The organism is Ruegeria sp. AG7, from assembly GCF_056541545.1.
In genome coordinates this window covers 192,124-212,842 of record NZ_JBQFYP010000005.1, presented here as the reverse complement: position 1 = coordinate 212,842, position 20,719 = coordinate 192,124, and the positions used below count along the sequence as shown (strand labels likewise).

Below are 20,719 nucleotides of genomic sequence, written 5' to 3'. Positions count from 1 at the left end.
AGTTTGGCAACACGAATTGTCGCAATGTTGGCACTATTTATGACGCCTGTGGCCCAGACGCCAACGGCATCGAAAATCCTCAGCACATCACGCTGCGCCGGACAGTTCCGCCCATTTCTGACGCAGCTTCGCGGTCAACCCGGTGTCTTTTTGCACGGTCTGGGCGGTTACGTCCTTCTGCGGCAACAAGCTTGGAAACTCAGCCCGAAGCGACGCCGCTGCCTGTTCGTCGGACAGCCGCTGTTCATTCAGGACACCGACAATCGCCGCTTCCAGCTTTTCCTCATCCAACTCCTGCGGCGGAGATTCCATCGTCCGCCGTTTCAAAAGAGCATGATGCGATCTCTGATATTCACTATACATGTCAAAACCAAACCATTTACTCAGACATCCAACCCCGGATGCGTCACACTTCATCAAAATCGGCTTGCGACTTTGAGAATTGCGTCGCACCAGCCCCACATAGGGCAATTTTCAAGCTGAAATGTGGCAGAAAGTTGTCACTGCAACAAGTCAAAGGCCGGATTTTGTTCCTCTGGCAGGCCCAAAACGAGAAATCGGAAAACAATCAAAAGGAGGGAAACTTTACTGTTTCCAATGCAACGCGCGAATTGCGGCAATCAGGGGCGATCGCGCCAGCGATTCACAATTGGATACCGCCGGTCCAGCCAGAACGCGCGGTTGCTCAGGCGCGTACCGGGGGCGGACTGGAACCGTTTATACTCGCTGATATAAACCAGATGCTCGACCCGCTGAGCATCTGCTTCGTTGTACCCGGCGGCGACGCAGTCCGCGATCGATCCGTCCTGATCGACCAGGATCTCAAGTATTCCGTCCAGCACCGGGTAATCCGGCAGGCTGTCGCTGTCTTTCTGATCTTCGCGCAGTTCCGCACTGGGCGGTTTGTCGATGACAGAGGGACGGATCACTTCGCCTGCAGGGCCCATCATCCAGTTGCGGTGATTGGCATTGCGCCAGCGGCAGGTTTCAAACACACGGGTCTTGTACAGATCCTTGATCGGATTATAGCCGCCGTTCATGTCGCCATAGATCGTGGCATAGCCCACGGCGACCTCGGATTTGTTGCCGGTGGTCAACAACATTTCGCCGAACTTGTTCGAGATCGCCATCAACAGCAACCCGCGCAGGCGGGATTGAATGTTTTCTTCGGTCAACCCTTCATCCAGCCCTGCAAACAACGGGGCCAAAGTACTGGTGACGGCTGCGCGGCTGTCCGAGATCGGCACGTAGTCATAATGGACGCCCAGCGCTTTGGCGACCGCCTCGGCATCGTCAAGCGAGGCCTGACTGGTGTACTCCGACGGGAGCATCACGCAGCGGACATTTTCGGCCCCGATGGCATCGACTGCAATGGTCGCGACCAGCGCGGAATCAACCCCGCCGGACAAGCCCAGCAGCGCCTTTTTGAAACCGGTTTTCCCCATGTAGTCGCGAAGAGACTGCACCATCGCGCGGTAATCCTGCTCCCACTCATCCGGTTGGGGCACGATTTCACCTGATGCGATCCGCCAGCCGTCTTCGCCGCGCTCAAGGTCGACTTGAGAGAGTAGCTCGTCGAAAATAGGCATCCGGAACGCCAATTCCCCGCCCGGGTTTAGGCCAAAACTGGCACCGTCAAAGACCTGATCATCCTGCCCGCCAACCATATTCAGGTAAATCAGTGGCAGTCCCGTTTCGACCACGCGCGCGACCATATGGTTCAACCGCACATCGTATTTATCCCGGAAATAGGGCGACCCGTTGGGGACCAACAAAAACTCGGCCCCGGTTTCCTCCAGCGTTTCTGCCACGTCCGGGTGCCAGCTGTCTTCGCAGATCGGGCTGCCAATCCGGAAATTCCCTACCGAATACGGCCCACCCAGAGGTCCCGCATCGTAAAGGCGCACTTCGTCGAACACCGTCTCGTTCGGCAGGTGGTGCTTCAGAACCTTGCTGGTGATCCGGCCACCCTTCAGGATCAGGTAGGCGTTGTACAGCTTTCCATCATCGACCCAGGGACCACCTATGGCAATTGCAGGACCTTCGGCGCATTTTGCAGCCAGCGCTTCAACCGCAGACATGGCTGCGCGGTGGAATACCGGTTTGAGAACCAGATCCTGCGTGTTGTAGCCGGTGATGAACATCTCGGGGAAAGCCACCAGATCCGCGCCCGCTGCCTTGCCTTGTTCCCATGTCGCAAAGGCCTTTGCTGCGTTGCCTTCGATATCGCCAACGGTCGGGTTCAGTTGCGCCAGAGTGATGCGGAAACGGTCGGCCATGCTGCCCTCTTGCCTCGTAAGTCCTATTGCCATTTAGCAGATCACCGCGCGAGTAAAAGACCAATGCGGCAAAAGCCGTTGCTCTGCCTGCAACGGTACCTTAGTTTTGCGCAAGAGATATCACCAGCGACGACCGGGCAGACAGGACCAGAAATGAACGTGATCCGAAACTCAATTTTGGCAGCGGGGATGAGCCTGGCAGCTGCCACTGCTTTCGCGCAGGACGGGACTGTCATCGTCAAGGATGATGAAGTTGGCGGTGTCTATGAAGGCACTTACGAGAACGGGTTGCGGCACGGGACAGGAACGTATCGGCTGCCGAATGGGTTTGAATACACGGGGCAGTGGGTAGAAGGCGAAATTCAGGGTCAGGGTACGACACGCTACCCCGACGGGTCAGTCTACGAAGGCATGTTCGCCAAGGGTCGGCCCGAAGGGCGCGGCAAGATCATCTATGCCAATGGCAGCAGCTACGAGGGCGATTGGTCCAAAGGGTCAATCAACGGCACCGGCATCGCTGAATTCGCGAACGGCACGCGCTATGAGGGTGAGTTCAGGAACGCTCAGCGACATGGCAAAGGCGTGCTGAGTTTTCCCGACGGATATATCTATGATGGCGACTGGGTCGACGGTGAGCGGCAGGGCAAGGCCAGGATCACCTATACGGATGGCAGCGTTTACGACGGCGACGTCAACGCAGGTTTGCGCGATGGAACCGGCACGCATACGATGCCCGACGGAATGGTGTATTCAGGGGATTGGTCCGGCGACCAGATCACCGGGACGGGCAGCCTGACTTATTCCAATGGCGATATATACGAAGGCGAACTTCAAGAAGGGCGCCGCTACGGTAAGGGCAAAGTGACCCACGCGCAGGGGGATGTGTACGAAGGCGATTTTGTCGACGACCGTCGCCACGGCAAAGGAACGTTCACCGGAACAGACGGCTTTGTGTATACCGGCGACTGGAACGCCGGGCAGATTGAAGGCCTAGGCGAAGTGACCTATCCGGATGGCTCTGTCTATGTCGGCGATTTCGTTGCCGATCTGGCCGAAGGAAACGGCAGCATCACCTATCCGGACGGATCGACCTATGAAGGCGAATGGATCGCGGGTGTTATCGAGGGTCAAGGCACGGCCACGTATACCAATGGTATGATCTACAAAGGCCAATTCAAAAACGCGCAAAGCCACGGCAAAGGTGTGGTTACGCGCGCAGATGGCTCGGTATATGACGGCGACTGGGTTGAAGGTGTGCGTCAGGGCAAAGGCAAGGCGACCTATTCCGATGGCACGGTCTACATCGGTGATTTCCTGAACGGAAAACGGCATGGCAAAGGCGAAATCGTAACCCCCGCCGGGTTCAAATATTCGGGCGACTGGTCGGACGGAAAAATCAACGGCGTGGGTACCGCCACCTACTCGAACGGCGACGTGTATGAGGGCAGCTTTGTTGACAACAAACGGCAGGGCAGTGGGACGATGCGCTATGCCAACGGCCAGGAGGAAAGCGGTGTCTGGGAAAACGGCGTGTTGCCGGACCAGACCTCGGACCAGCAGAGTGACGCTGACACCCCTGCCCCGCAACCCAGCCCGGATGCAAATACTGAGGCAACCGGAAGCTCGGACGGGTGAAGGCTCACCACGGGACCGGCTTACCGGCCCAATCATAGAACCCACCGGTATCAGCCAGCGTTAACCCGCGTATCACGTTCAACAGGTTGTCGGCGGCTGCTTCAGGTTCGACGGCAGGATGACGACCCAGGTATTTGTTCGTGAACTCTGTTTTTACCGTGCCGGGGTGAAGGGCGACGCAAATTGCTTGTTTATGTGTTCGGGCCAATTCAATTGCGGCGGTATGGACGACCTGATTAACCGCTGCCTTAGCCACACGGTAGCTGATCCAACCACCTGTCCGATTATCCCCGATTGATCCCACCCGCGCCGAAAGCACCGCGAATACAGATCGTCTATGTCGCGGCAACAGCTGATACGCGCGGCTTAGCACCAATGCCGGACCAACGGCATTCAACGCAAACTGATCCATCATGGCTTTGGCTGAAATCGCCCGAATGGTCTTTTCCGGCACAGCGCCGTCTATCTCTAACGCGCCCGAAGCCACCAGAATCAGATCAAACTGGTCTGGCAGGCTTTCAAGCATCAGCATCACCCTGTCCCGATCAGTCAGGTCAAAGCCGTCCTCCGACCGGGACAAACGCGTGACCGAAACGCCCTGCTCAACCAGCCGTCCGGTAACAGCTGCGCCAATCCCGCCAGAAGCACCAATTATCAATGCAGTTTCCATCCGTGACCAGCTAGCGGCGCTGTGCGAACAATCAAGGCTGTCGAAAAAGGGCAGTTGCCAGAAGTTCGCGTATTGCAAATTGGTTCTTTCCATTCCCGGCGGGCTCTGTATAACCTCAATCCCATGATCAACCGCGCAGATATCCCTTGTGTCGACACCGCCCTTCGCGGTGCGTCGCTGCGTGGCCTACTGATCCTAATCCGCCTCTGAGCGTGCCATCCGGCGCGCCCGCTCAGAGGAGGACGCCAGCGCGCCATAGGCTTTAGGACAGAAGAAGAAAGAGAACCCCATGACCAACGTGACCGACCAAGACCGCGTCTTGATCTTCGACACCACTTTGCGCGACGGCGAGCAGAGCCCCGGCGCCACCATGACCCATGACGAAAAACTCGAGATCGCCGAGCTGCTGGACGACATGGGCGTCGATATTATCGAGGCCGGTTTTCCCATCGCGTCGGAAGGCGATTTCAAGGCTGTGACCGAAATTGCACAACGGTCGAAAAACAGCCGCATCTGCGGTCTGGCCCGCGCGAATTTTGCCGATATCGACCGCTGCTGGGAGGCGGTAAAACACGCCGAGAAGAACCGCATTCACACGTTCATCGGCACTTCACCGCTGCACCGTGCCATCCCGAATCTGACGATGGACGAAATGGCCGACAAGATCCACGAAACGGTCAGCCATGCGCGCAACCTGTGCGAAAACGTGCAGTGGTCTCCGATGGACGCGACCCGAACCGAATGGGATTACCTGTGTCGTGTGATCGAGATAGCGATCAAGGCCGGGGCAACCACGATCAACATCCCGGATACGGTGGGCTATACCGCTCCGGTGGAAAGCGCGGACCTGATCAAGCGGCTGATCGAAACGGTGCCGGGGGCGGATGACGTGATCTTTGCCACCCATTGCCACAACGACCTTGGCATGGCGACCGCGAACTCGCTGGCCGCTGTCGCAGGCGGTGCGCGCCAGATTGAATGCACCATCAACGGTCTGGGCGAACGCGCAGGCAACACGGCGCTGGAAGAAGTGGTCATGGCGCTGCGCACGCGCAACGATATCATGCCGTGGCACACTGGCATCGACACCACCAAGATCATGCACATCTCGCGTCGGGTTGCGACGGTCTCGGGTTTTCCGGTGCAGTTCAACAAGGCAATTGTTGGCAAGAACGCTTTTGCCCATGAAAGTGGCATCCATCAGGACGGGATGCTGAAAAACCGCGAAAACTTTGAAATCATGCGTCCTGAGGACATTGGTCTGTCGGGAACATCCCTGCCGCTTGGTAAACATTCGGGTCGCGCTGCCTTGCGCGACAAGCTCGAAACGCTTGGGTTTGAGGTTGGTGACAACCAACTCAAGGATATCTTCGTCCGGTTCAAGGATCTGGCGGATCGCAAGAAAGAGGTGTTCGACGACGATCTCATTGCGCTGATGACGCTGGACGAGGCTGACGACCACCTGCAACTGGTTTCGATGAAGGTGACTTGCGGCACGGGCGGTAAGGCGGAATCGACGGTCGAGCTGGAAGTTGAAGGCGTGGACAAAATCGCCACCGAACATGGCGACGGCCCGGTGGATGCAACCTTTAAGGCGATTCGTGCGATTTATCCCAACACGGCGCGTCTTCAGCTTTATCAGGTTCATGCCGTAACCGAGGGCACGGACGCGCAGGCAACGGTTTCCGTGCGCCTGGAAGAGGATGGCATGATCGCAACAGGCCAGTCGGCAAACACCGATACCGTCGTGGCGTCAGCAAAGGCCTATATCCACGCTCTCAACCGCCTGATCGTGCGCCGTGAAAAGGCTGGACCGGGCGCAGATGCGCGCGAGATCAGCTATAAAGACCTGACCTGATCGACGAAGCTCCAGAAAACGGCCCGAACTTCCGGGCCGTTTTGTGCCTCAGGACAATCCGGCCTTAGCCAGCCCCTGGATAAGGTGCTGCAAATCCTCTTCGCGTCCGTAATGAAGGTTCGCGACAAGGTCCTGAACAGTCAAATCCGGCTGTGACACATGGATTTCCTTGACATGTTGGCGGGCGTCGGCCTCGTTGCCCAGCCAACTGTGACACGCCGCAACATAGGCGTGCTGAACCACATCCAATGCCGGTAAGCGCGAAAAGTCCTCGATCGCAGCTTCATATTGCTTTGCGCCGAAATGGGCTTTGCCCAAATGGCTCCAGAACCGGGCCGGATGATGGGGGTTCAGCCGCATCGCTTTTTCGATCCACTCGGCACCTTCCTCGGGCCGACCGGACCAGGTCAGCAACTCTCCCATCTGCACCACGACCAAATCGTAATTTGGATTCAAAGACAGCGCGCGTTCCTGATGGTAGCGGGCGCGCCCAAGGTCATTTTGCAAAATTTCCACCGCCGCCATCAACCTGTGTACGTCGGCATCGTTATCGTCCAGTGATGCCGCCTTCTTGGCCGAATCCAGCGCCAGCATCTTCATCGCCTCGCCGTCCTCGGCCCAGCCGTACCCCCAGGCCTGACCGCGAATGCAACCGCGCCAGGCATGGGCATGAGCATATTCCGGGTCCAGTTCGATGGCCCGCTCGATCAGTTTCATCGCTTCGGCATTGTCCTCACGTGTGCTGCGGTGGTGCAGAACCTTTGCGGCCAGAACGCACTCATAGGCCGCGAAATTTGAAGGGGTCTTTCGCTTTAAGTCTTCCTGTTGCGACGCTTCGATGCGGCCCGGCAGTGTCGCCACAACTGCCGAAGTGACCTCGTCCTGGATGGTAAAAATATCATCCAGGTCACGGTCGTATTTCTCGGCCCAGATATGGGCGTCGTTCTGACTGTCGATCAACTGTACCGTGACGCGCAGGCGATTTCCGGCTTTGCGCACACTGCCTTCGACGATGTATTGCGCGCCCAGAGTCTCGCCGACTTGGCGAAGGTTCACGGCCTGCCCCTTGTAGACGAAACTGGAATTGCGCGAAATCACGAACAACTCGTGCCGACGGCTGAGTTCGGTTAACAGGTCTTCAGTCAAACCGTCGACGAAGAACTCCTGTTCGGGATCGCCGCTCATGTTCTCGAACGGCAGAACCGCAATTGTCGGTTTGACGACTCTGGTTGAGCCGTCCTCTTTGGAATTTTCACCAGCCGCCGCAGCAGGCGCGTCCAGTTCAACGCGGAAGGCATGAACCGGCTGGGAAATATTCTTGAGCGAAATCTCCCCCAGATCCTGAAAGCGAAGATCCAGCCGACTGGTCACCTGGTTGTGCACCGCGCCGGAAATCAACACGTCACCAGGAGAGGCAGACTGTTCCAGGCGCGCGGCCACATTGACCCCACTGCCGAAAATATCCCCGTCTTCAAAGATGATTTCATCCAGATTGATACCGATCCGAAATTGGATGCGCTGATCCTTAGGCACATCTGCATTTCTGCGAAACATCCGGTTCTGGACTTCGACGGCACAAGCCACGGCATCGCAGGCGCTGGTGAACTCGACCAACATCCCATCGCCGGTTGTCTTGATAACAGTGCCTCGGTTTTTTTCGATCGACGGGTCGATTAATTCGATCCTATGAGTGCGCAAACGGGCCAAGGTGCCTTGTTCATCCGCTTCCATCAGGCGGCTGTAACCCACCATGTCTGCTGCCAGAACTGCTGCGAGTCTGCGATTCATTGCGATCCCCCCAGCGCCAAGTCTAGTGCCGCATGCCCTGACCGAACAAGAATTTTAATCGGTACATGCAGGGCGTGTATCGGCGAGGTGGCGTGCGCCTTCAACATGTCGTCTGGTGTCAGCCGAGACCGGAAAACAGCGCATCCAGTTTTTGCGTTTCTTCGGCAAACCCGAATGGCGCATTCACAAAGAACATCCCGGACCCCACCATCCGATGCCCTTCGCGCGCGGCGGGAAAGCGGACCTCATGACGCACAGATTTCGGCATATTCTGAGCCTTCAAAGCGGCGACCATCCTGACGTGCCTCTCATCTGTCAGGATCGGGTACCAAAGGGCAATCACGCCCACATTCCACTTGCGGTGCAGCTTGGCGATTATGCCGGGCATGCGGTCGTAATCGGTTTTCACCTCGTAACTGGGGTCAATCAGCATCATGCCCCGACGCGGAGTCGGAGGCAGCAAAGAATGTGCCAGATCGAACCCATCCTGCTGATAGACCTTCGCCCCAAACGGCGACATCGCCAACGACAGGGCCGCAAATTCCTGTGGGTGCAGTTCCGCGAGGTGCAAACTGTCCTGTTCCCGCAACATAGTCGCGGCAATCATAGGTGATCCAGGATAGGCCATGTCGCCGTACCGGGTTTGTACTTGCTTCAGGACCTGCGCCATCGGGTGGTCGGGCCCGAACCACCCTTCCCGCTGTGCGCGACCGATCCCTGCCGCTGCCTCTCCTGTCCGAACGGATTCGTCTGCATCCAACCGGTACAACCCACGCCCGGAATGCGTCTCGATATAGCTGAGCGGCTTGTCTTTGCGTGTCAGATAATCCAGCACCCACGCCAGTAATGCGTGCTTTTGGACATCCGCCAGATTCCCGGCGTGGTAAATGTGTTGATAAGAGAGCATTTTGCCTTCTAAAGTCCCATTCAATAAGGCGGAAAGGTGCTGATTGTCGCGGAATCAGCCCTTTTACCGGGCGTGATGGCACCCTATAAGTCATCCGTCCCGGAACCGTCGAGTCGCGGGCAGTAGAAAACCGACATTACAGGATCAGGGAAAACATGGGGATCTTTGGCAATCTGGGCGGCCTGTTCACAGCGGACATGGCTATCGACCTTGGAACAGCAAACACGCTGGTTTACGTCAAGGGGCGCGGTGTCATCCTGTCTGAACCTTCGGTTGTGGCCTATCACGTCAAGGACGGTGTGAAGAAAGTTCTGGCCGTTGGCGAAGATGCAAAGCTGATGCTGGGTCGGACACCCGGTTCGATCGAGGCCATCCGTCCGATGCGCGAAGGTGTGATCGCCGATTTTGATACTGCCGAAGAAATGATCAAGCACTTCATCCGCAAGGTGCACAAGCGCTCGACTTTCTCGAAACCCAAGATCATTGTCTGCGTTCCCCATGGCGCAACCCCGGTCGAAAAGCGCGCAATTCGTCAGTCGGTCCTGTCAGCAGGTGCCCGTCGCGCGGGCCTGATTGCCGAACCGATTGCGGCCGCGATCGGGGCCGGCATGCCGATCACCGACCCGACCGGCAACATGGTTGTCGATATTGGCGGGGGCACCACCGAGGTTGCGGTTCTGTCGTTGGGCGACATTGTCTATGCCCGTTCGGTCCGTGTTGGTGGTGACCGGATGGACGAGGCCATCATTTCCTACCTGCGTCGCCAACAGAACCTTCTGGTGGGTGAATCCACGGCTGAGCGCATCAAGACAACCATCGGCACCGCCCGCATGCCCGACGACGGGCGCGGTCAGTCGATGCATATCCGGGGGCGTGACCTGTTGAACGGCGTGCCCAAGGAAATCGAGATCAGCCAGGCCCAGATAGCCGAAGCGTTGTCAGAGCCCGTGCAACAGATCTGCGAGGCGGTTATGACCGCACTTGAGACAACGCCCCCCGATCTGGCAGCTGACATTGTCGACCGTGGTGTGATGCTAACCGGTGGCGGCGCGCTGCTGGGCGATCTGGACCTGGCCCTGCGCGAACAGACAGGCCTGGCGGTATCCATTGCGGACGAAAGCCTGAATTGTGTGGCTTTGGGCACCGGCAAGGCACTGGAATATGAAAAACAGCTGCGCCACGCGATTGACTACGAAAGCTAAGGCGCGCACCCTCGGAAGATAGGGTTATATCGGCGCGAGCAGCACGGGAAGGTAACCTGTGGCAAAAGACCGATCACAGCGCGATGAGTACACGCCCCCCCTGCGACGCTTGTTGCTGGGGATCGTTGTGCTGTGCCTGCTTGGTATCTTCCTTTTGTGGCGGATCGACAGCCCGCGTGTAGAACGGTTCCGCGCGCGAATCGTGGATACGGTTGTACCATCGATGGAATGGGCCATGGTCCCGGTGACTGCCGCCGTCAATCTGGTGCGTGACTTCCAAAGCTATCAGCGCCTGACCGAGCAAAACAGGGAACTGCGTAGCGAACTGCGCCTAATGCGCGCCTGGAAAGAGGCTGCTTTGCAGCTTGAACAGGAAAACGCGCGACTTCTAGATCTGAACAATGTCCGCCTTGACCCTCGTCTGACCTACATCACCGGCGTTGTCATGGCAGACAGCGGGTCGCCATTCCGGCAATCCGTTCTGCTGAATGTCGGAGAGCGTGACGGGATCGTAGATGGATGGGCCACGATGGACGGCATTGGCCTGGTGGGACGGATATCAGGTGTTGGCCCTGACACGGCACGCGTGATCCTTGTGACGGACGCGACCAGCGCCATTCCCGCAACCATTCAACCTTCTGGGCAGACCGCTCTAATCAAAGGCGACAACAACCCCGCGCCCGCGGTGGAGTTTCTTGAGAACCGCGAGTTGGTTCGCCCCGGCGACCGGGTGATCACTTCGGGTGATGGCGGCGTGTTTCCTGCGGGCCTGCTGATCGGTCAAATCGCGGCAGACCCCGGGGGGCGCCTGCGGGTCCGACTGTCGGCAGATTTCGAAAGGCTCGAGTTTCTCAGGGTTCTGCGGTTTCACTCGGCTCCGCCCATTCAGGATCCGGGCAGTATCGTAGGCCCCACCCGCCCAGAGGTGGCATTGACCCCGGATGAGGTCAGCGATGGATAGACCGACTTCGCAAATCTGGGCCATGCGCAGCCTTTATGCCTTGCTGGCTTTTGCTGTGCTGTTTCTGCACCTGTTGCCATTGGACGCTCAACCCGATCGTTGGCCTTTTCCCGACGTCCTGATTGCCCTGACTTTTGCCTGGGTGTTGCGGCAGCCCGATTACGTCCCGACTGTTTTGGTCGCGCTTGTCATGCTGATGGCCGACTTTCTGCTGCAACGTCCACCGGGTCTATTGGCAGCGCTGACCGTAGTCGGGTCGGCCTATCTGCGGTCAGCGGCTTTGGGTATGAGGGATGCGGGATTTGCCGGGGAGTGGATGTCTGTCGGCATTGTGATCACGGCGGTCATCTTGATGAACAGGTTAGTACTATCGGTGATGTCCGTGCAGCAGGCTGCAATGGGGCCGGTCGTGGTTCAGCTTGTGCTGACGGTCGCTGTCTACCCGTTGGTCGTGTTGCTTAGCCAAAGCGCGTTGGGAGTCCGCCGCATATCCGCTGCTGATGTCAGCGCTGTGGGAAGCCGGGCATGAAACAGCGCAAACCCAAATCCCAGGGCCTTGCCTATAAGCGACTGCCACGCAGAGCGCTGTTGCTGGGTGGTCTACAGGCGGTGTTCATAGGCAGTCTGGCGGCACGAATGCGGTTCATGCAGGTAGAACAGGCCGACGAATATCGCCTGTTGGCCGAAGAAAACCGCATCAACATCCGGCTTATCCCACCGACCCGTGGGCGTATCTATGACCGGAACGGTCAGATCATCGGCCAGAACTCACCTTCCTATCGCATCGTCATTGTGCGTGAGGATGCCGATGACGTGGAAAAAGTCATCGCCAAACTGTCGGAACTGATCCCTCTGAACGAAGATGAGATCGAGCGCGCCAGGACTGAAATGCGCCGCTCGGCCCCGTTTCTGCCGGTGACGCTGGCGGATCAGGTTACGTGGGAGGATATCTCGAAGGTTGCGGTCAATGCTCCGGCGCTGCCGGGCGTAACGCCCGAGGTCGGCCTGACGCGGCAATACCCACGATACGAGGATTTCGCCCATATCGTCGGCTATGTCGGCCCGGTCAGCGACTATGACCTCAGCAAAATCGAAGACCCTGAGCCGGTATTGCGCATCCCAAGATTCCAGATTGGAAAGGTCGGCCTTGAGGCAAAGCAGGAAATCGAACTGCGCGGCAAAGCCGGTGCAAAGCGGGTCGAGGTCAACGCGACGGGGCGTGTCATGCGCGAGCTTGACCGGCAGGAAGGACAACCCGGGGCAGATCTGCAACTGTCCATCGACGCTGAACTGCAACAATATGCACAGGCGCGACTGGCGGGCGAAAGTGCGGCCGCAGTTGTCATAGACTGCGAAACCGGCGACCTGCGCGCGGTTGCCTCGGCACCCAGTTTTGATCCGAACCTGTTTGTTCGCGGCATTTCGGTCGCCGATTACCGGGCACTGACAGAAGACAAGTATCGTCCGCTGGCGAATAAGTCCGTGCAAGGCACATATCCTCCGGGATCGACCTTCAAGATGGTCACCGCGCTGGCCGCGTTGGAAGCTGGCGTAGTCTCCCCCGGCAACACCGTGTACTGCCCCGGGCACCTGAAGGTCGGCAGTCGTCGCTTCCATTGCTGGAAACGTGGTGGGCACGGGACGGTCGACCTCAACCTCTCGCTGAAACGCAGCTGCGATGTCTATTACTATGACGTGGCTCTGCGGGTTGGCATCGACAAGATCTCTGACATGGCCCGCACTTTGGGACTGGGGGTCAAGCATGATATCCCGATGTCTGCAGTGGCAGATGGGCTGGCCCCCAATCAGGAATGGAAGCAGCGCACGTATGGTCAGGAGTGGCTTGTGGGCGATACGGCAAACGCGTCCATCGGTCAGGGCTTCATGCTGGCTTCGCCGCTGCAACTGGCTGTGATGACCGCCCGCATCGCCACCGGTCGTGCAGTCACGCCGCGCCTGGTGCGCTCGATCGACGGTGTTGAACAACCCTCGGGCGCTGGAGAGCCACTGGGCCTCAATTCCTACAATCTGGAACAGGTCCGCAAGGCCATGTTCTCGGTCTCGAATGACAGGCGGGGCACGGCATATCGAAGCCGCATCATCGCGGATGAGTTCCGGATGGCAGGGAAAACCGGAACCAGCCAGGTTCGAAACATCACCAAGGCCGAACGGGCGGCAGGCGTGATCCGCAACGAGGACCTGCCGTGGGAACGCCGCGACCACGCACTGTTCGTTTGCTTTGCACCGTTTGATTACCCGAAATACGCCGTAGCCGTGGTTGTTGAGCATGGCGGCGGCGGGTCCACGGCCGCAGCCCCGATTGCACGCGACATCATGCTGCAAGCTCTTTATGACGGCACTCCGCCGCTTGAAGCCTACCCCGTCGCCGACCGCGAACACATCAAAGAACAGCAAAAACGGCTGGAGGGTGAAAAACGCCCCAAGGCGCGACCGGATGGAAAGGACCGTGCATGAGCTATCTTGAATATGCCGTCAAATCCACGCCGTCGGGGTTTCGCAAATTCCTGTATATGAACTGGCCGCTGACGTTGCTGTTGATCAGCACCGCCAGCGCGGGCTTTCTGATGTTGTATTCCGTTGCGGGCGGTTCGTGGACGCCCTGGGCCGAGCCGCAGATGGAACGTTTCGGGCTTGGTCTGGCAGTGATGTTCATCATCGCACTGGTTCCGATCTGGTTCTGGCGCAACATGTCGGTGCTGGCCTATCTCGGCTCGGTGGCTTTGCTGGTATTTGTTGAACTGTTCGGCACCATCGGAATGGGTGCGCAGCGCTGGATCGACCTTGGGTTCATGCGCCTGCAACCCTCGGAGGTCATGAAAGTCACGCTGGTCATGTTGCTTGCGGCCTATTACGACTGGCTTCCCTCGCATAAAACATCCCGCCCGCTTTGGGTTCTTATCCCGGTTGTCCTGATCATCCTGCCTACATTGCTGGTTCTGAAACAGCCCGATCTCGGCACATCTATCCTGCTTCTGGCCGCAGGAGGTGGGTTGATGTTTCTGGCAGGGGTTCACTGGGCCTATTTTGCCGCCGTTATTGCTGCTGTCGTGGGTCTGATCGCCACTGTTTTCAACAGCCGTGGGACCGACTGGCAATTGCTGAAGGACTATCAGTTTCGGCGCATCGACACCTTTCTGGACCCGTCCACCGATCCCCTGGGGGCCGGTTACCACATAACCCAATCCAAGATTGCCTTGGGTTCCGGGGGCTGGAACGGGCGTGGGTTCATGCAGGGCACGCAGTCCCGCCTGAACTTCCTGCCCGAAAAGCACACCGATTTCATTTTCACGACGTTGGCCGAAGAGTTCGGATTTGTCGGGGGAACGACCCTGTTGACCCTTTATGCCTTGATTCTGGTTTTCTGCATGGTCACGGCACTGGCAACCAAGGACCGGTTTTCATCTCTGGTCACGCTGGGTATCGCGCTGAACTTCTTCCTGTTTTTTGCCGTCAACATGTCGATGGTGATGGGCATGGCTCCTGTCGTGGGTGTACCATTGCCGATGGTCAGCTATGGTGGCTCGGCCATGCTGGTTCTAATGGCAGCCTTTGGCATCGTCCAAAGCGCCCATATTCACCGCCCCCGTTGATCTGAAAGGTCTCTGATGTCTGTGAACGTCCTGTTTTCCGCGCGCCCTGCCCTATGGCCGGTGTATGAGCCGCTGCTGACACAATATCTTGATGAGGCGGGTCTGGACGTTCAGCTTGGAACCGAGTTCGAACCGGATCAGGTCGACTACGTTGTTTACGCCCCAAACGGAGGGGTACAGGATTTCAGACCTTTCACGCGCCTGAAAGCGGTGCTGAGCCTTTGGGCCGGGGTCGAAAAAATCGTGGGTAACGAAACACTGACCGTTCCGCTGGCGCGGATGGTGGATCACGGTCTGACGCAGGGTATGATCGAGTGGGTGGTTGGCCACGTGCTGCGCTACCATCTGGGGATGGACCGGCACATCATGGTACAGGACGGTGTCTGGACCCCAGACGTCCCACCGCTGGCGCAAGAGCGCAACGTTTGTATTCTGGGGCTTGGAGCATTGGGCGAAGCCGTGGCCCGCGCGCTGACAGCGCTTGAGTTTCGGGTCTCAGGCTGGAGCCGTACAGCCAGGGACATTCCCGGTGTAACATGCCTGCATGGTGCCGAAGGGTTGCGCCAGGCGCTTTCTCACGCAGAAATTGTAGTACTGTTGCTGCCCGATACTACTGCCACTGAAAATGCGCTGAATGCGGAAACGCTGGCCCTGCTGCCCAAAGGTGCGCGGATCATCAACCCGGGACGGGGGCCGCTGATTGATGATAATGCGCTGTTGAATGCCCTGAACTCGGGTCAGGTGGGCCACGCAACGCTGGATGTGTTTCGTGTCGAGCCCTTGCCCGCCGACCACCCCTATTGGGCGCATCCGAATGTCACCGTGACCCCTCACATAGCGTCCGAGACACGCCCTGTCACTGCCGCACAGGTCATTTGCGAAAACATCCGGCGTGGCGAAGCCGGTGAGCCCTTTGTGCACCTGGTCGACCGCACGCTGGGCTACTGACGTCACGCCGCAATCAAACCGCGGCCTTTTAACAGGGCATCCACGCCCGGCAATCGCCCCCGGAACGCAAGATACAGGTCCTCCGCCTCGCGCGAACCGCCGGTGGACAAGATATTATCTTCCAGCGCTTTGGCCCTTTCGGGATCGAAGGCGCCACCTGCTTCTTCGAAGGCGGCAAAGGCGTCAGCATCCATCACCTCGGACCACATATAACTGTAATAGCCCGAGCTATAGCCATCGCCTGCGAATACATGCGCAAAGTGGGGCGTGGCATGGCGCATTCCAATGGCTTGCGGCATCCCCAACCCGGCTAGAACCTCGGCCTGTTTTGCCATCGGGTCTGCTGGGGCGTCGCCATCGTGGAAGGCCAGATCAACAAGGGCCGAGGCGACATATTCCACCGTCTGGAACCCCTGGTCGAAATTGGCAGCATTCAGCACTTTTTCAAGCATCTCTTGCGGCATCGGCTCGCCCGTTTCGGCATGGGTGGCAAACTCGGCCAGAACTTCGGGCACTTCCAGCCAGTGTTCATAAAGCTGGCTGGGCAGTTCGACAAAATCGCGCGCAACCGAGGTACCCGAGATGCTTTCGTAGGTCACATTGGACAGCATCTGGTGCAAGGCGTGGCCAAACTCGTGGAACAGGGTGCGTGCATCGTCATAAGACAGCAGTGCCGGATCACCCTTGGCGAAGTTGCAGACATTGATGACAATCGGTGCCTGTTCATTCGGGAATCTGGCCTGTGCCCGCATCGCGCTGCACCAGGCACCTGATCGCTTTGACCCCCGTGCAAAGTAGTCACCGATGAACACGGCGACGTGCCGACCGTTGCGTGTAACCTCCCACGCGCGGCAATCAGGGTGATAAAGCGGCACGTTCAAAGGCTTGAATTCCAGCCCGAACAGGCGATTTGCGCAAGCAAACGATGCCTCGATCATTCGGTCAAGTTGTAGGTAGGGTTTCAGTTCCGCCTCATCCAGATCATGTTCCGCCTTACGCCGCTTTTCAGCATAATAGCGCCAGTCCCATGCTTCCAGCGGGCCATTGACGCCGTCGTCCTGCATCATCCGGGTCAGGATTTCTGCGTCCGCATCGGCGCGGGCCCTGGCAGGTTCCCACACCTGCATCAACAGCTCACGCACCCGGTCCGGCGTGCGCGCCATCTCGGTTTCCAGCTTGTAATCGGCGAAACTGTCATAGCCCAAAAGCTTGGCGCGTTCCTCACGCAAGCCCAGAATCTCAGCCGCGATCTCGCGATTGTCGGTCTCGCCGCCATTCGCCCCGCGGGCAGCCCAGGCGCGATATGCTTTTTCGCGCAGGTCCCGACGAGGTGAAAACTGAAGAAACGGCACGATCAGCGACCGGGACAGAGTAACAACCGGCCCCCCCGCACCCTTTTCCGCACCAGCAGCGCGCGCCGCATTCACAACGAAATCCGGCAGGCCCTGCAGATCTTGTTCGGTCAGGTCCATGAACCAATCCCGCTCATCCGCCAGAAGGTTCTGGGTAAAGGATGTCCCCAACGAGGCGAGGCGCGACTTGATTTCTTGCATACGAGTGTCTTCCTCCCCGTCCAACGCCGCACCTGCACGAACAAAACCTCGATGGGTCAGCATCAGAACGCGTGCCTGTTCCTCAGTCAGTTTCAGGTCATCGCGCCGTGCCCAAAGGTCGGCAACGCGTTCAAACAGCGCCTTGTTCGAGGAAATCCCCGAGAAATGCGCCGACAACTTGGGGGAAAACGCGCGCTGCAACTCCTCCCGCTTGGGGTTGCTGTCTGCTCCTGCAACGGTGAAGAAGACCGACAGAACCTTGTCCAGCTGCTCGCCCGCAGCCTCGAGGGCTTCGACCGTGTTGGCGAAAGTAGGGGTCTCTGCATTTGCTGCAATCGCGTCGATCTGGGCGTTATGCACGGTCATCGCCTGATCCAGAGCCGGGGCAAAATCATCATCCGAAATATCGGCGAAAGGGGCTATTTCGAATGGGGTGGTCCAGTTGGACAGGATCGGGTTGGTCATGCGGATCTCCTTTGACCCTATAGCTAGTTCGCCATGGCCGGGTGTTCCAGAACCCCCAGCCCACGTTAAGAAAGGTTAATTGCTTGCGGTACCGCAGATGGGGCAATCGGCACGGCGGGTCAGAGTGATCCTGCGGCTTTCGCCGTATAGGGCGTCGTAGATCAGCATCTCACCCCGCAGCGCAATTCCAGCGCCCGTGATCACCTTTATCACCTCAACCGCCATCATCGATCCGACGACGCCCGGCAACGGGCCAATCACACCGGCCTCGGAGCAGGACGGGGCCAGACCCGGTGCCGGGGCTTCGGGAAAGATACACTGATAGCACGGGCTGCCATTGGCTGGGTCAAACACGCTGAGCTGCCCTTCCCACTGCGACAAGGCCCCCGAAATCAGAGGCTTGCCCAGCGCGGCGGCAGTCCGGTTGGCCAGATAGCGGGTCTCAAAATTATCCGTACCGTCAAGGATCAGATCGAAGTCGGCAAAAAGATCTGCCGCGATATCATCGCTCAATCTGCGATGAAAGGGCAGAACCACCACATTCGGGTTCTGCGCCTCCATCGCTTGCTGGGCGGAAAAGACCTTGGGCATATCGATATCTGCATCGCGGTGGATCACCTGCCGCTGAAGGTTCGCATTCTCGACTATGTCGTCGTCAATGACCCCGATTTTACCCACACCTGCGGCCGCCAGGTATTGCAGCGCCGGGGCGCCCAAACCTCCCGCACCGATCACCAGAACACGGGCTTGTTTCAACTTTTTCTGACCCGGCCCGCCCAATTCGCGCAGCACGATGTGGCGGGCATACCGGTTCAGCTCGGTTTCAGTGAAACGGTCAGAGGGCAAGGTAGATTCCGGTTTGGAGGCCTTTACTGCACGGTTGCGAAGGGCCTTCAGCACACGGCCATATAGCAAAACGATGGCCGCGAAACCTGCAAGGATCAGCCACAGTGCCGCGGACCCACCGGTTGCTTCGCGCAGGGGATGCCCATCCGGAAAGATCAGATGAGACAGGATCACCCCGACCAACAACACACTCACCGACACCACACGCGCGGTTTTTGACGCGCCCGCGATATAGCCGACGCCCCATAGCCCAGCTGCCAGAACAAGAACCAGCAGCATCAGCCGCGCCCGGTCGAGCCGAAACCACCAGCCCCGCGATCTGTTTCACCCAATGCCTCAGCCAGTTCGAATGCCACCTGCACAACAGGGGCAACTACCAGCTGCGCGATACGATCGCCATGAGCAATCTCGAACGGTTCCTGACCGGCATTCATCACGATCACCCCCATAGGTCCGCGATAGTCACTGTCAATAGTGCCCGGCGTATTGAGCAGCGTGATCCCGTGTTTCAGTGCAAGGCCCGAGCGGGGACGGACCTGAACCTCGTATCCTTGCGGGATTTCAATGCGCAGACCGGTCGGCACAAGCGCCCGCTGTCCGGGCTCCAGCATAATCGAAGCCCCCTCGGGCAAATTGGCACGCACGTCCGCGCCAGCAGCACCCGCAGTTTCGTAGGACGGAAGCGCCACGGCGGGGTCTGCCCCGTCTTCGCGGATCACTCGAATTGCAACCATGGTTTTGCCTTTCCTTCAGCCCGCCAACGCGTCTGCGATCCTGCTTGCCAACCGCCGCGCAACCTCGGCCTTGCCCATACGCGGCCATTCTTCGGCTCCGCTGTCCGAGATCAGGATAACTGCATTCTCGGACCCGCCCATGATCCCGGTGGCAGGGCTGACATCGTTGGCAACAATCCAGTCACAGCCTTTGCGCAGTCGCTTGGCGGTGGCATGTTCGATCACGTCATCGGTCTCGGCTGCAAAGCCGACAACCAAAGGTGGGCGCCCATTTTCCATCCGCGAGACGCGTCTGAGAATGTCGGGGTTCTCGACAAATTCCAGAACCGGCAGACCGTCGCGGCTTTTCTTCAGTTTCTTGTCTGACGCACTGGCCACGCGCCAATCTGCCACCGCCGCCGCAAACACGCCCGCGTCGACGGGCAGCGCCGCATCAACCGCGTCCGACATCTGTTGCGCGGTCTCGACCGGCACGACCTGCACACCCGCCGGTGGCGGTACGTCTGCGGGGCCCGTGACAAAGATCACCTCGGCCCCCAAATCCGCAAGCGCCTGTGCCACGGCCGATCCCTGCGCCCCGGAAGAGCGGTTCGCGATATACCGAACCGGATCAATCGGCTCATGCGTCGGGCCCGATGTTACCAGCACGCGCTTTCCTACCAAGGGTCCTGCCGCAAGCCGCGCCTCAACCGCCGCGACGATTTCCAGCGGTTCCGACATGCGTCCGGGGCCATATTCACCGCAGGCCATATCACCTTCGTTTGGGCCAACAAAGCGCACGCCATCCGCTTGAAGCTGCTTCAGGTTGCGTCGAGTCGCCGGGTGTTCCCACATGCGTACATTCATCGCGGGCGCACACAGAACAGGCGTGTCCGTCGCCATCAGAAGGGTCGATGCCAGATCATTTGCCAACCCCCCGGCCATCTTGCCCATCAGGTCCGCGGTTGCGGGGGCCACAACAATCAGATCGGCAGAGCGTGACAGCTGGATATGGCCCATCTCGGCCTCGGCGGTCAGATCGAACAGATCGCCATAGACCTTTTCTGAGGCAAGAGCAGACACGGACAGAGGTGTTACAAATTCCTCTGCCGCACGCGTCAGCACAGGCGTCACGGCTGCGCCACGCTCACGCAGCCTGCGGATCAGGTCCAGCGATTTGTAGGCCGCAATGCCGCCGCCGATGATCAGCAGAATGCGTTTGGATGACAGCATGTTCAGCCCTTCCTGTCCCGGTCGGCCCCGACATTAGGCAAGGCCAGCAG

The 20,719-nt window shown here is 58.7% G+C and carries 17 protein-coding genes; 8 read left to right on the top strand and 9 right to left on the bottom strand.

Annotation, left to right across the window (positions count from 1 at the left end):
* Positions 1 to 87: 87 nt before the first annotated feature.
* Positions 88 to 312 (bottom strand): hypothetical protein, encoded by a 225-nt coding sequence (locus ACR0BF_RS09105; RefSeq protein ID WP_480604802.1) that lies wholly within the window; start codon positions 310 to 312, stop codon positions 88 to 90.
* Positions 313 to 620: 308 nt separating this feature from the next.
* Complete coding sequence (locus ACR0BF_RS09100) at positions 621 to 2,279, bottom strand: NAD+ synthase (RefSeq protein WP_480604801.1); 1,659 nt, start codon at positions 2,277 to 2,279, stop codon at positions 621 to 623.
* A 153-nt stretch (positions 2,280 to 2,432) separates the two neighbouring features.
* Here ACR0BF_RS09100 and ACR0BF_RS09095 point away from each other — a divergent pair, with 153 nt between their 5' ends.
* A complete protein-coding gene (locus tag ACR0BF_RS09095) occupies positions 2,433 to 3,914 on the top strand; it encodes an MORN repeat-containing protein (RefSeq protein ID WP_480624729.1) in 1,482 nt (493 codons plus the stop codon).
* A 4-nt stretch (positions 3,915 to 3,918) separates the two neighbouring features.
* On the opposite strand, the gene ACR0BF_RS09090 is transcribed toward ACR0BF_RS09095, so the two are convergent.
* A complete protein-coding gene (locus ACR0BF_RS09090) occupies positions 3,919 to 4,584 on the bottom strand; it encodes an SDR family NAD(P)-dependent oxidoreductase (RefSeq protein WP_480624728.1) in 666 nt (221 codons plus the stop codon).
* 289 nt (positions 4,585 to 4,873) lie between these two features.
* On the opposite strand from ACR0BF_RS09090, the gene ACR0BF_RS09085 reads away from it, so the two are divergent.
* Positions 4,874 to 6,442: a 2-isopropylmalate synthase gene (locus tag ACR0BF_RS09085; RefSeq protein WP_480475202.1), complete on the top strand. Its 1,569-nt coding sequence runs from the start codon at positions 4,874 to 4,876 to the stop codon at positions 6,440 to 6,442.
* A 48-nt stretch (positions 6,443 to 6,490) separates the two neighbouring features.
* Here the strand turns inward: ACR0BF_RS09085 and ACR0BF_RS09080 are convergent, their stop codons facing one another.
* Together ACR0BF_RS09080 and ACR0BF_RS09075 are read right to left on the bottom strand one after the other, a co-directional pair.
* A complete protein-coding gene (locus tag ACR0BF_RS09080; protein WP_480624727.1) occupies positions 6,491 to 8,230 on the bottom strand; it encodes an adenylate/guanylate cyclase domain-containing protein in 1,740 nt (579 codons plus the stop codon).
* 118 nt (positions 8,231 to 8,348) lie between these two features.
* The gene (locus ACR0BF_RS09075) at positions 8,349 to 9,137 is read right to left on the bottom strand and encodes a 23S rRNA (adenine(2030)-N(6))-methyltransferase RlmJ (protein ID WP_480624726.1); all 789 of its coding nucleotides are present in this window, start codon (positions 9,135 to 9,137) and stop codon (positions 8,349 to 8,351) included.
* A 155-nt stretch (positions 9,138 to 9,292) separates the two neighbouring features.
* On the opposite strand from ACR0BF_RS09075, the gene ACR0BF_RS09070 reads away from it, so the two are divergent.
* Genes ACR0BF_RS09070 through ACR0BF_RS09045 form a run of 6 tightly spaced genes read left to right on the top strand, consistent with a single transcriptional unit; the run spans position 9,293 to position 15,859 of the window.
* Positions 9,293 to 10,339, top strand: coding sequence for a rod shape-determining protein (locus tag ACR0BF_RS09070; protein WP_480475196.1), 1,047 nt, complete (start codon positions 9,293 to 9,295; stop codon positions 10,337 to 10,339).
* 58 nt (positions 10,340 to 10,397) lie between these two features.
* Positions 10,398 to 11,300 (top strand): rod shape-determining protein MreC, encoded by a 903-nt coding sequence (gene mreC, locus ACR0BF_RS09065; protein ID WP_480475194.1) that lies wholly within the window; start codon positions 10,398 to 10,400, stop codon positions 11,298 to 11,300.
* Positions 11,293 to 11,829, top strand: a complete 537-nt coding sequence (locus ACR0BF_RS09060; protein ID WP_480624725.1) for a rod shape-determining protein MreD — start codon at positions 11,293 to 11,295, stop codon at positions 11,827 to 11,829. The genes mreC and ACR0BF_RS09060 overlap by 8 nt, the downstream gene beginning before the upstream one ends.
* Positions 11,826 to 13,775 (top strand): penicillin-binding protein 2, encoded by a 1,950-nt coding sequence (gene mrdA, locus ACR0BF_RS09055; protein ID WP_480624724.1) that lies wholly within the window; start codon positions 11,826 to 11,828, stop codon positions 13,773 to 13,775. Before ACR0BF_RS09060 ends, mrdA begins: the two co-directional genes overlap by 4 nt.
* Positions 13,772 to 14,911 (top strand): rod shape-determining protein RodA, encoded by a 1,140-nt coding sequence (rodA, locus tag ACR0BF_RS09050; RefSeq protein ID WP_480475188.1) that lies wholly within the window; start codon positions 13,772 to 13,774, stop codon positions 14,909 to 14,911. The genes mrdA and rodA overlap by 4 nt, the downstream gene beginning before the upstream one ends.
* A 15-nt stretch (positions 14,912 to 14,926) precedes the next feature.
* Positions 14,927 to 15,859 carry a 2-hydroxyacid dehydrogenase gene (locus tag ACR0BF_RS09045; RefSeq protein WP_480624723.1) on the top strand — a complete coding sequence of 311 codons (933 nt, stop codon included), beginning with the start codon at positions 14,927 to 14,929 and terminating at the stop codon, positions 15,857 to 15,859.
* Between the two features lie 2 nt (positions 15,860 to 15,861).
* Here the strand turns inward: ACR0BF_RS09045 and ACR0BF_RS09040 are convergent, their stop codons facing one another.
* From ACR0BF_RS09040 to coaBC, 4 genes are all read right to left on the bottom strand, one after another.
* Positions 15,862 to 17,877 (bottom strand): M3 family metallopeptidase, encoded by a 2,016-nt coding sequence (locus ACR0BF_RS09040; RefSeq protein WP_480624722.1) that lies wholly within the window; start codon positions 17,875 to 17,877, stop codon positions 15,862 to 15,864.
* Between the two features lie 75 nt (positions 17,878 to 17,952).
* Positions 17,953 to 19,002, bottom strand: coding sequence for a HesA/MoeB/ThiF family protein (locus ACR0BF_RS09035; RefSeq protein WP_480624721.1), 1,050 nt, complete (start codon positions 19,000 to 19,002; stop codon positions 17,953 to 17,955).
* A complete protein-coding gene (dut, locus tag ACR0BF_RS09030) occupies positions 19,002 to 19,457 on the bottom strand; it encodes a dUTP diphosphatase (RefSeq protein ID WP_480624720.1) in 456 nt (151 codons plus the stop codon). The genes ACR0BF_RS09035 and dut overlap by 1 nt, the downstream gene beginning before the upstream one ends.
* Before the next feature lie 15 nt (positions 19,458 to 19,472).
* Positions 19,473 to 20,669: a bifunctional phosphopantothenoylcysteine decarboxylase/phosphopantothenate--cysteine ligase CoaBC gene (coaBC, locus tag ACR0BF_RS09025; protein ID WP_480624719.1), complete on the bottom strand. Its 1,197-nt coding sequence runs from the start codon at positions 20,667 to 20,669 to the stop codon at positions 19,473 to 19,475.
* Positions 20,670 to 20,719 lie beyond the last annotated feature (50 nt).

What these genes read in the sequence shown, in the direction of transcription:
- ACR0BF_RS09105 (WP_480604802.1), bottom strand. Translation starts at nt 312, where the DNA reads ATGGAATCTCCGCCGCAGGAGTTGGATGAGGAAAAGCTGGAAGCGGCG.
- ACR0BF_RS09100 (WP_480604801.1), bottom strand. Translation starts at nt 2,279, where the DNA reads ATGGCCGACCGTTTCCGCATCACTCTGGCGCAACTGAACCCGACCGTT.
- ACR0BF_RS09095 (WP_480624729.1), top strand. Translation starts at nt 2,433, where the DNA reads ATGAACGTGATCCGAAACTCAATTTTGGCAGCGGGGATGAGCCTGGCA.
- ACR0BF_RS09090 (WP_480624728.1), bottom strand. Translation starts at nt 4,584, where the DNA reads ATGGAAACTGCATTGATAATTGGTGCTTCTGGCGGGATTGGCGCAGCT.
- ACR0BF_RS09085 (WP_480475202.1), top strand. Translation starts at nt 4,874, where the DNA reads ATGACCAACGTGACCGACCAAGACCGCGTCTTGATCTTCGACACCACT.
- ACR0BF_RS09080 (WP_480624727.1), bottom strand. Translation starts at nt 8,230, where the DNA reads ATGAATCGCAGACTCGCAGCAGTTCTGGCAGCAGACATGGTGGGTTAC.
- ACR0BF_RS09075 (WP_480624726.1), bottom strand. Translation starts at nt 9,137, where the DNA reads ATGCTCTCTTATCAACACATTTACCACGCCGGGAATCTGGCGGATGTC.
- ACR0BF_RS09070 (WP_480475196.1), top strand. Translation starts at nt 9,293, where the DNA reads ATGGGGATCTTTGGCAATCTGGGCGGCCTGTTCACAGCGGACATGGCT.
- ACR0BF_RS09060 (WP_480624725.1), top strand. Translation starts at nt 11,293, where the DNA reads ATGGATAGACCGACTTCGCAAATCTGGGCCATGCGCAGCCTTTATGCC.
- mrdA (WP_480624724.1), top strand. Translation starts at nt 11,826, where the DNA reads ATGAAACAGCGCAAACCCAAATCCCAGGGCCTTGCCTATAAGCGACTG.
- rodA (WP_480475188.1), top strand. Translation starts at nt 13,772, where the DNA reads ATGAGCTATCTTGAATATGCCGTCAAATCCACGCCGTCGGGGTTTCGC.
- ACR0BF_RS09045 (WP_480624723.1), top strand. Translation starts at nt 14,927, where the DNA reads ATGTCTGTGAACGTCCTGTTTTCCGCGCGCCCTGCCCTATGGCCGGTG.
- ACR0BF_RS09040 (WP_480624722.1), bottom strand. Translation starts at nt 17,877, where the DNA reads ATGACCAACCCGATCCTGTCCAACTGGACCACCCCATTCGAAATAGCC.
- ACR0BF_RS09035 (WP_480624721.1), bottom strand. Translation starts at nt 19,002, where the DNA reads ATGCTGCTGGTTCTTGTTCTGGCAGCTGGGCTATGGGGCGTCGGCTAT.
- dut (WP_480624720.1), bottom strand. Translation starts at nt 19,457, where the DNA reads ATGGTTGCAATTCGAGTGATCCGCGAAGACGGGGCAGACCCCGCCGTG.
- coaBC (WP_480624719.1), bottom strand. Translation starts at nt 20,669, where the DNA reads ATGCTGTCATCCAAACGCATTCTGCTGATCATCGGCGGCGGCATTGCG.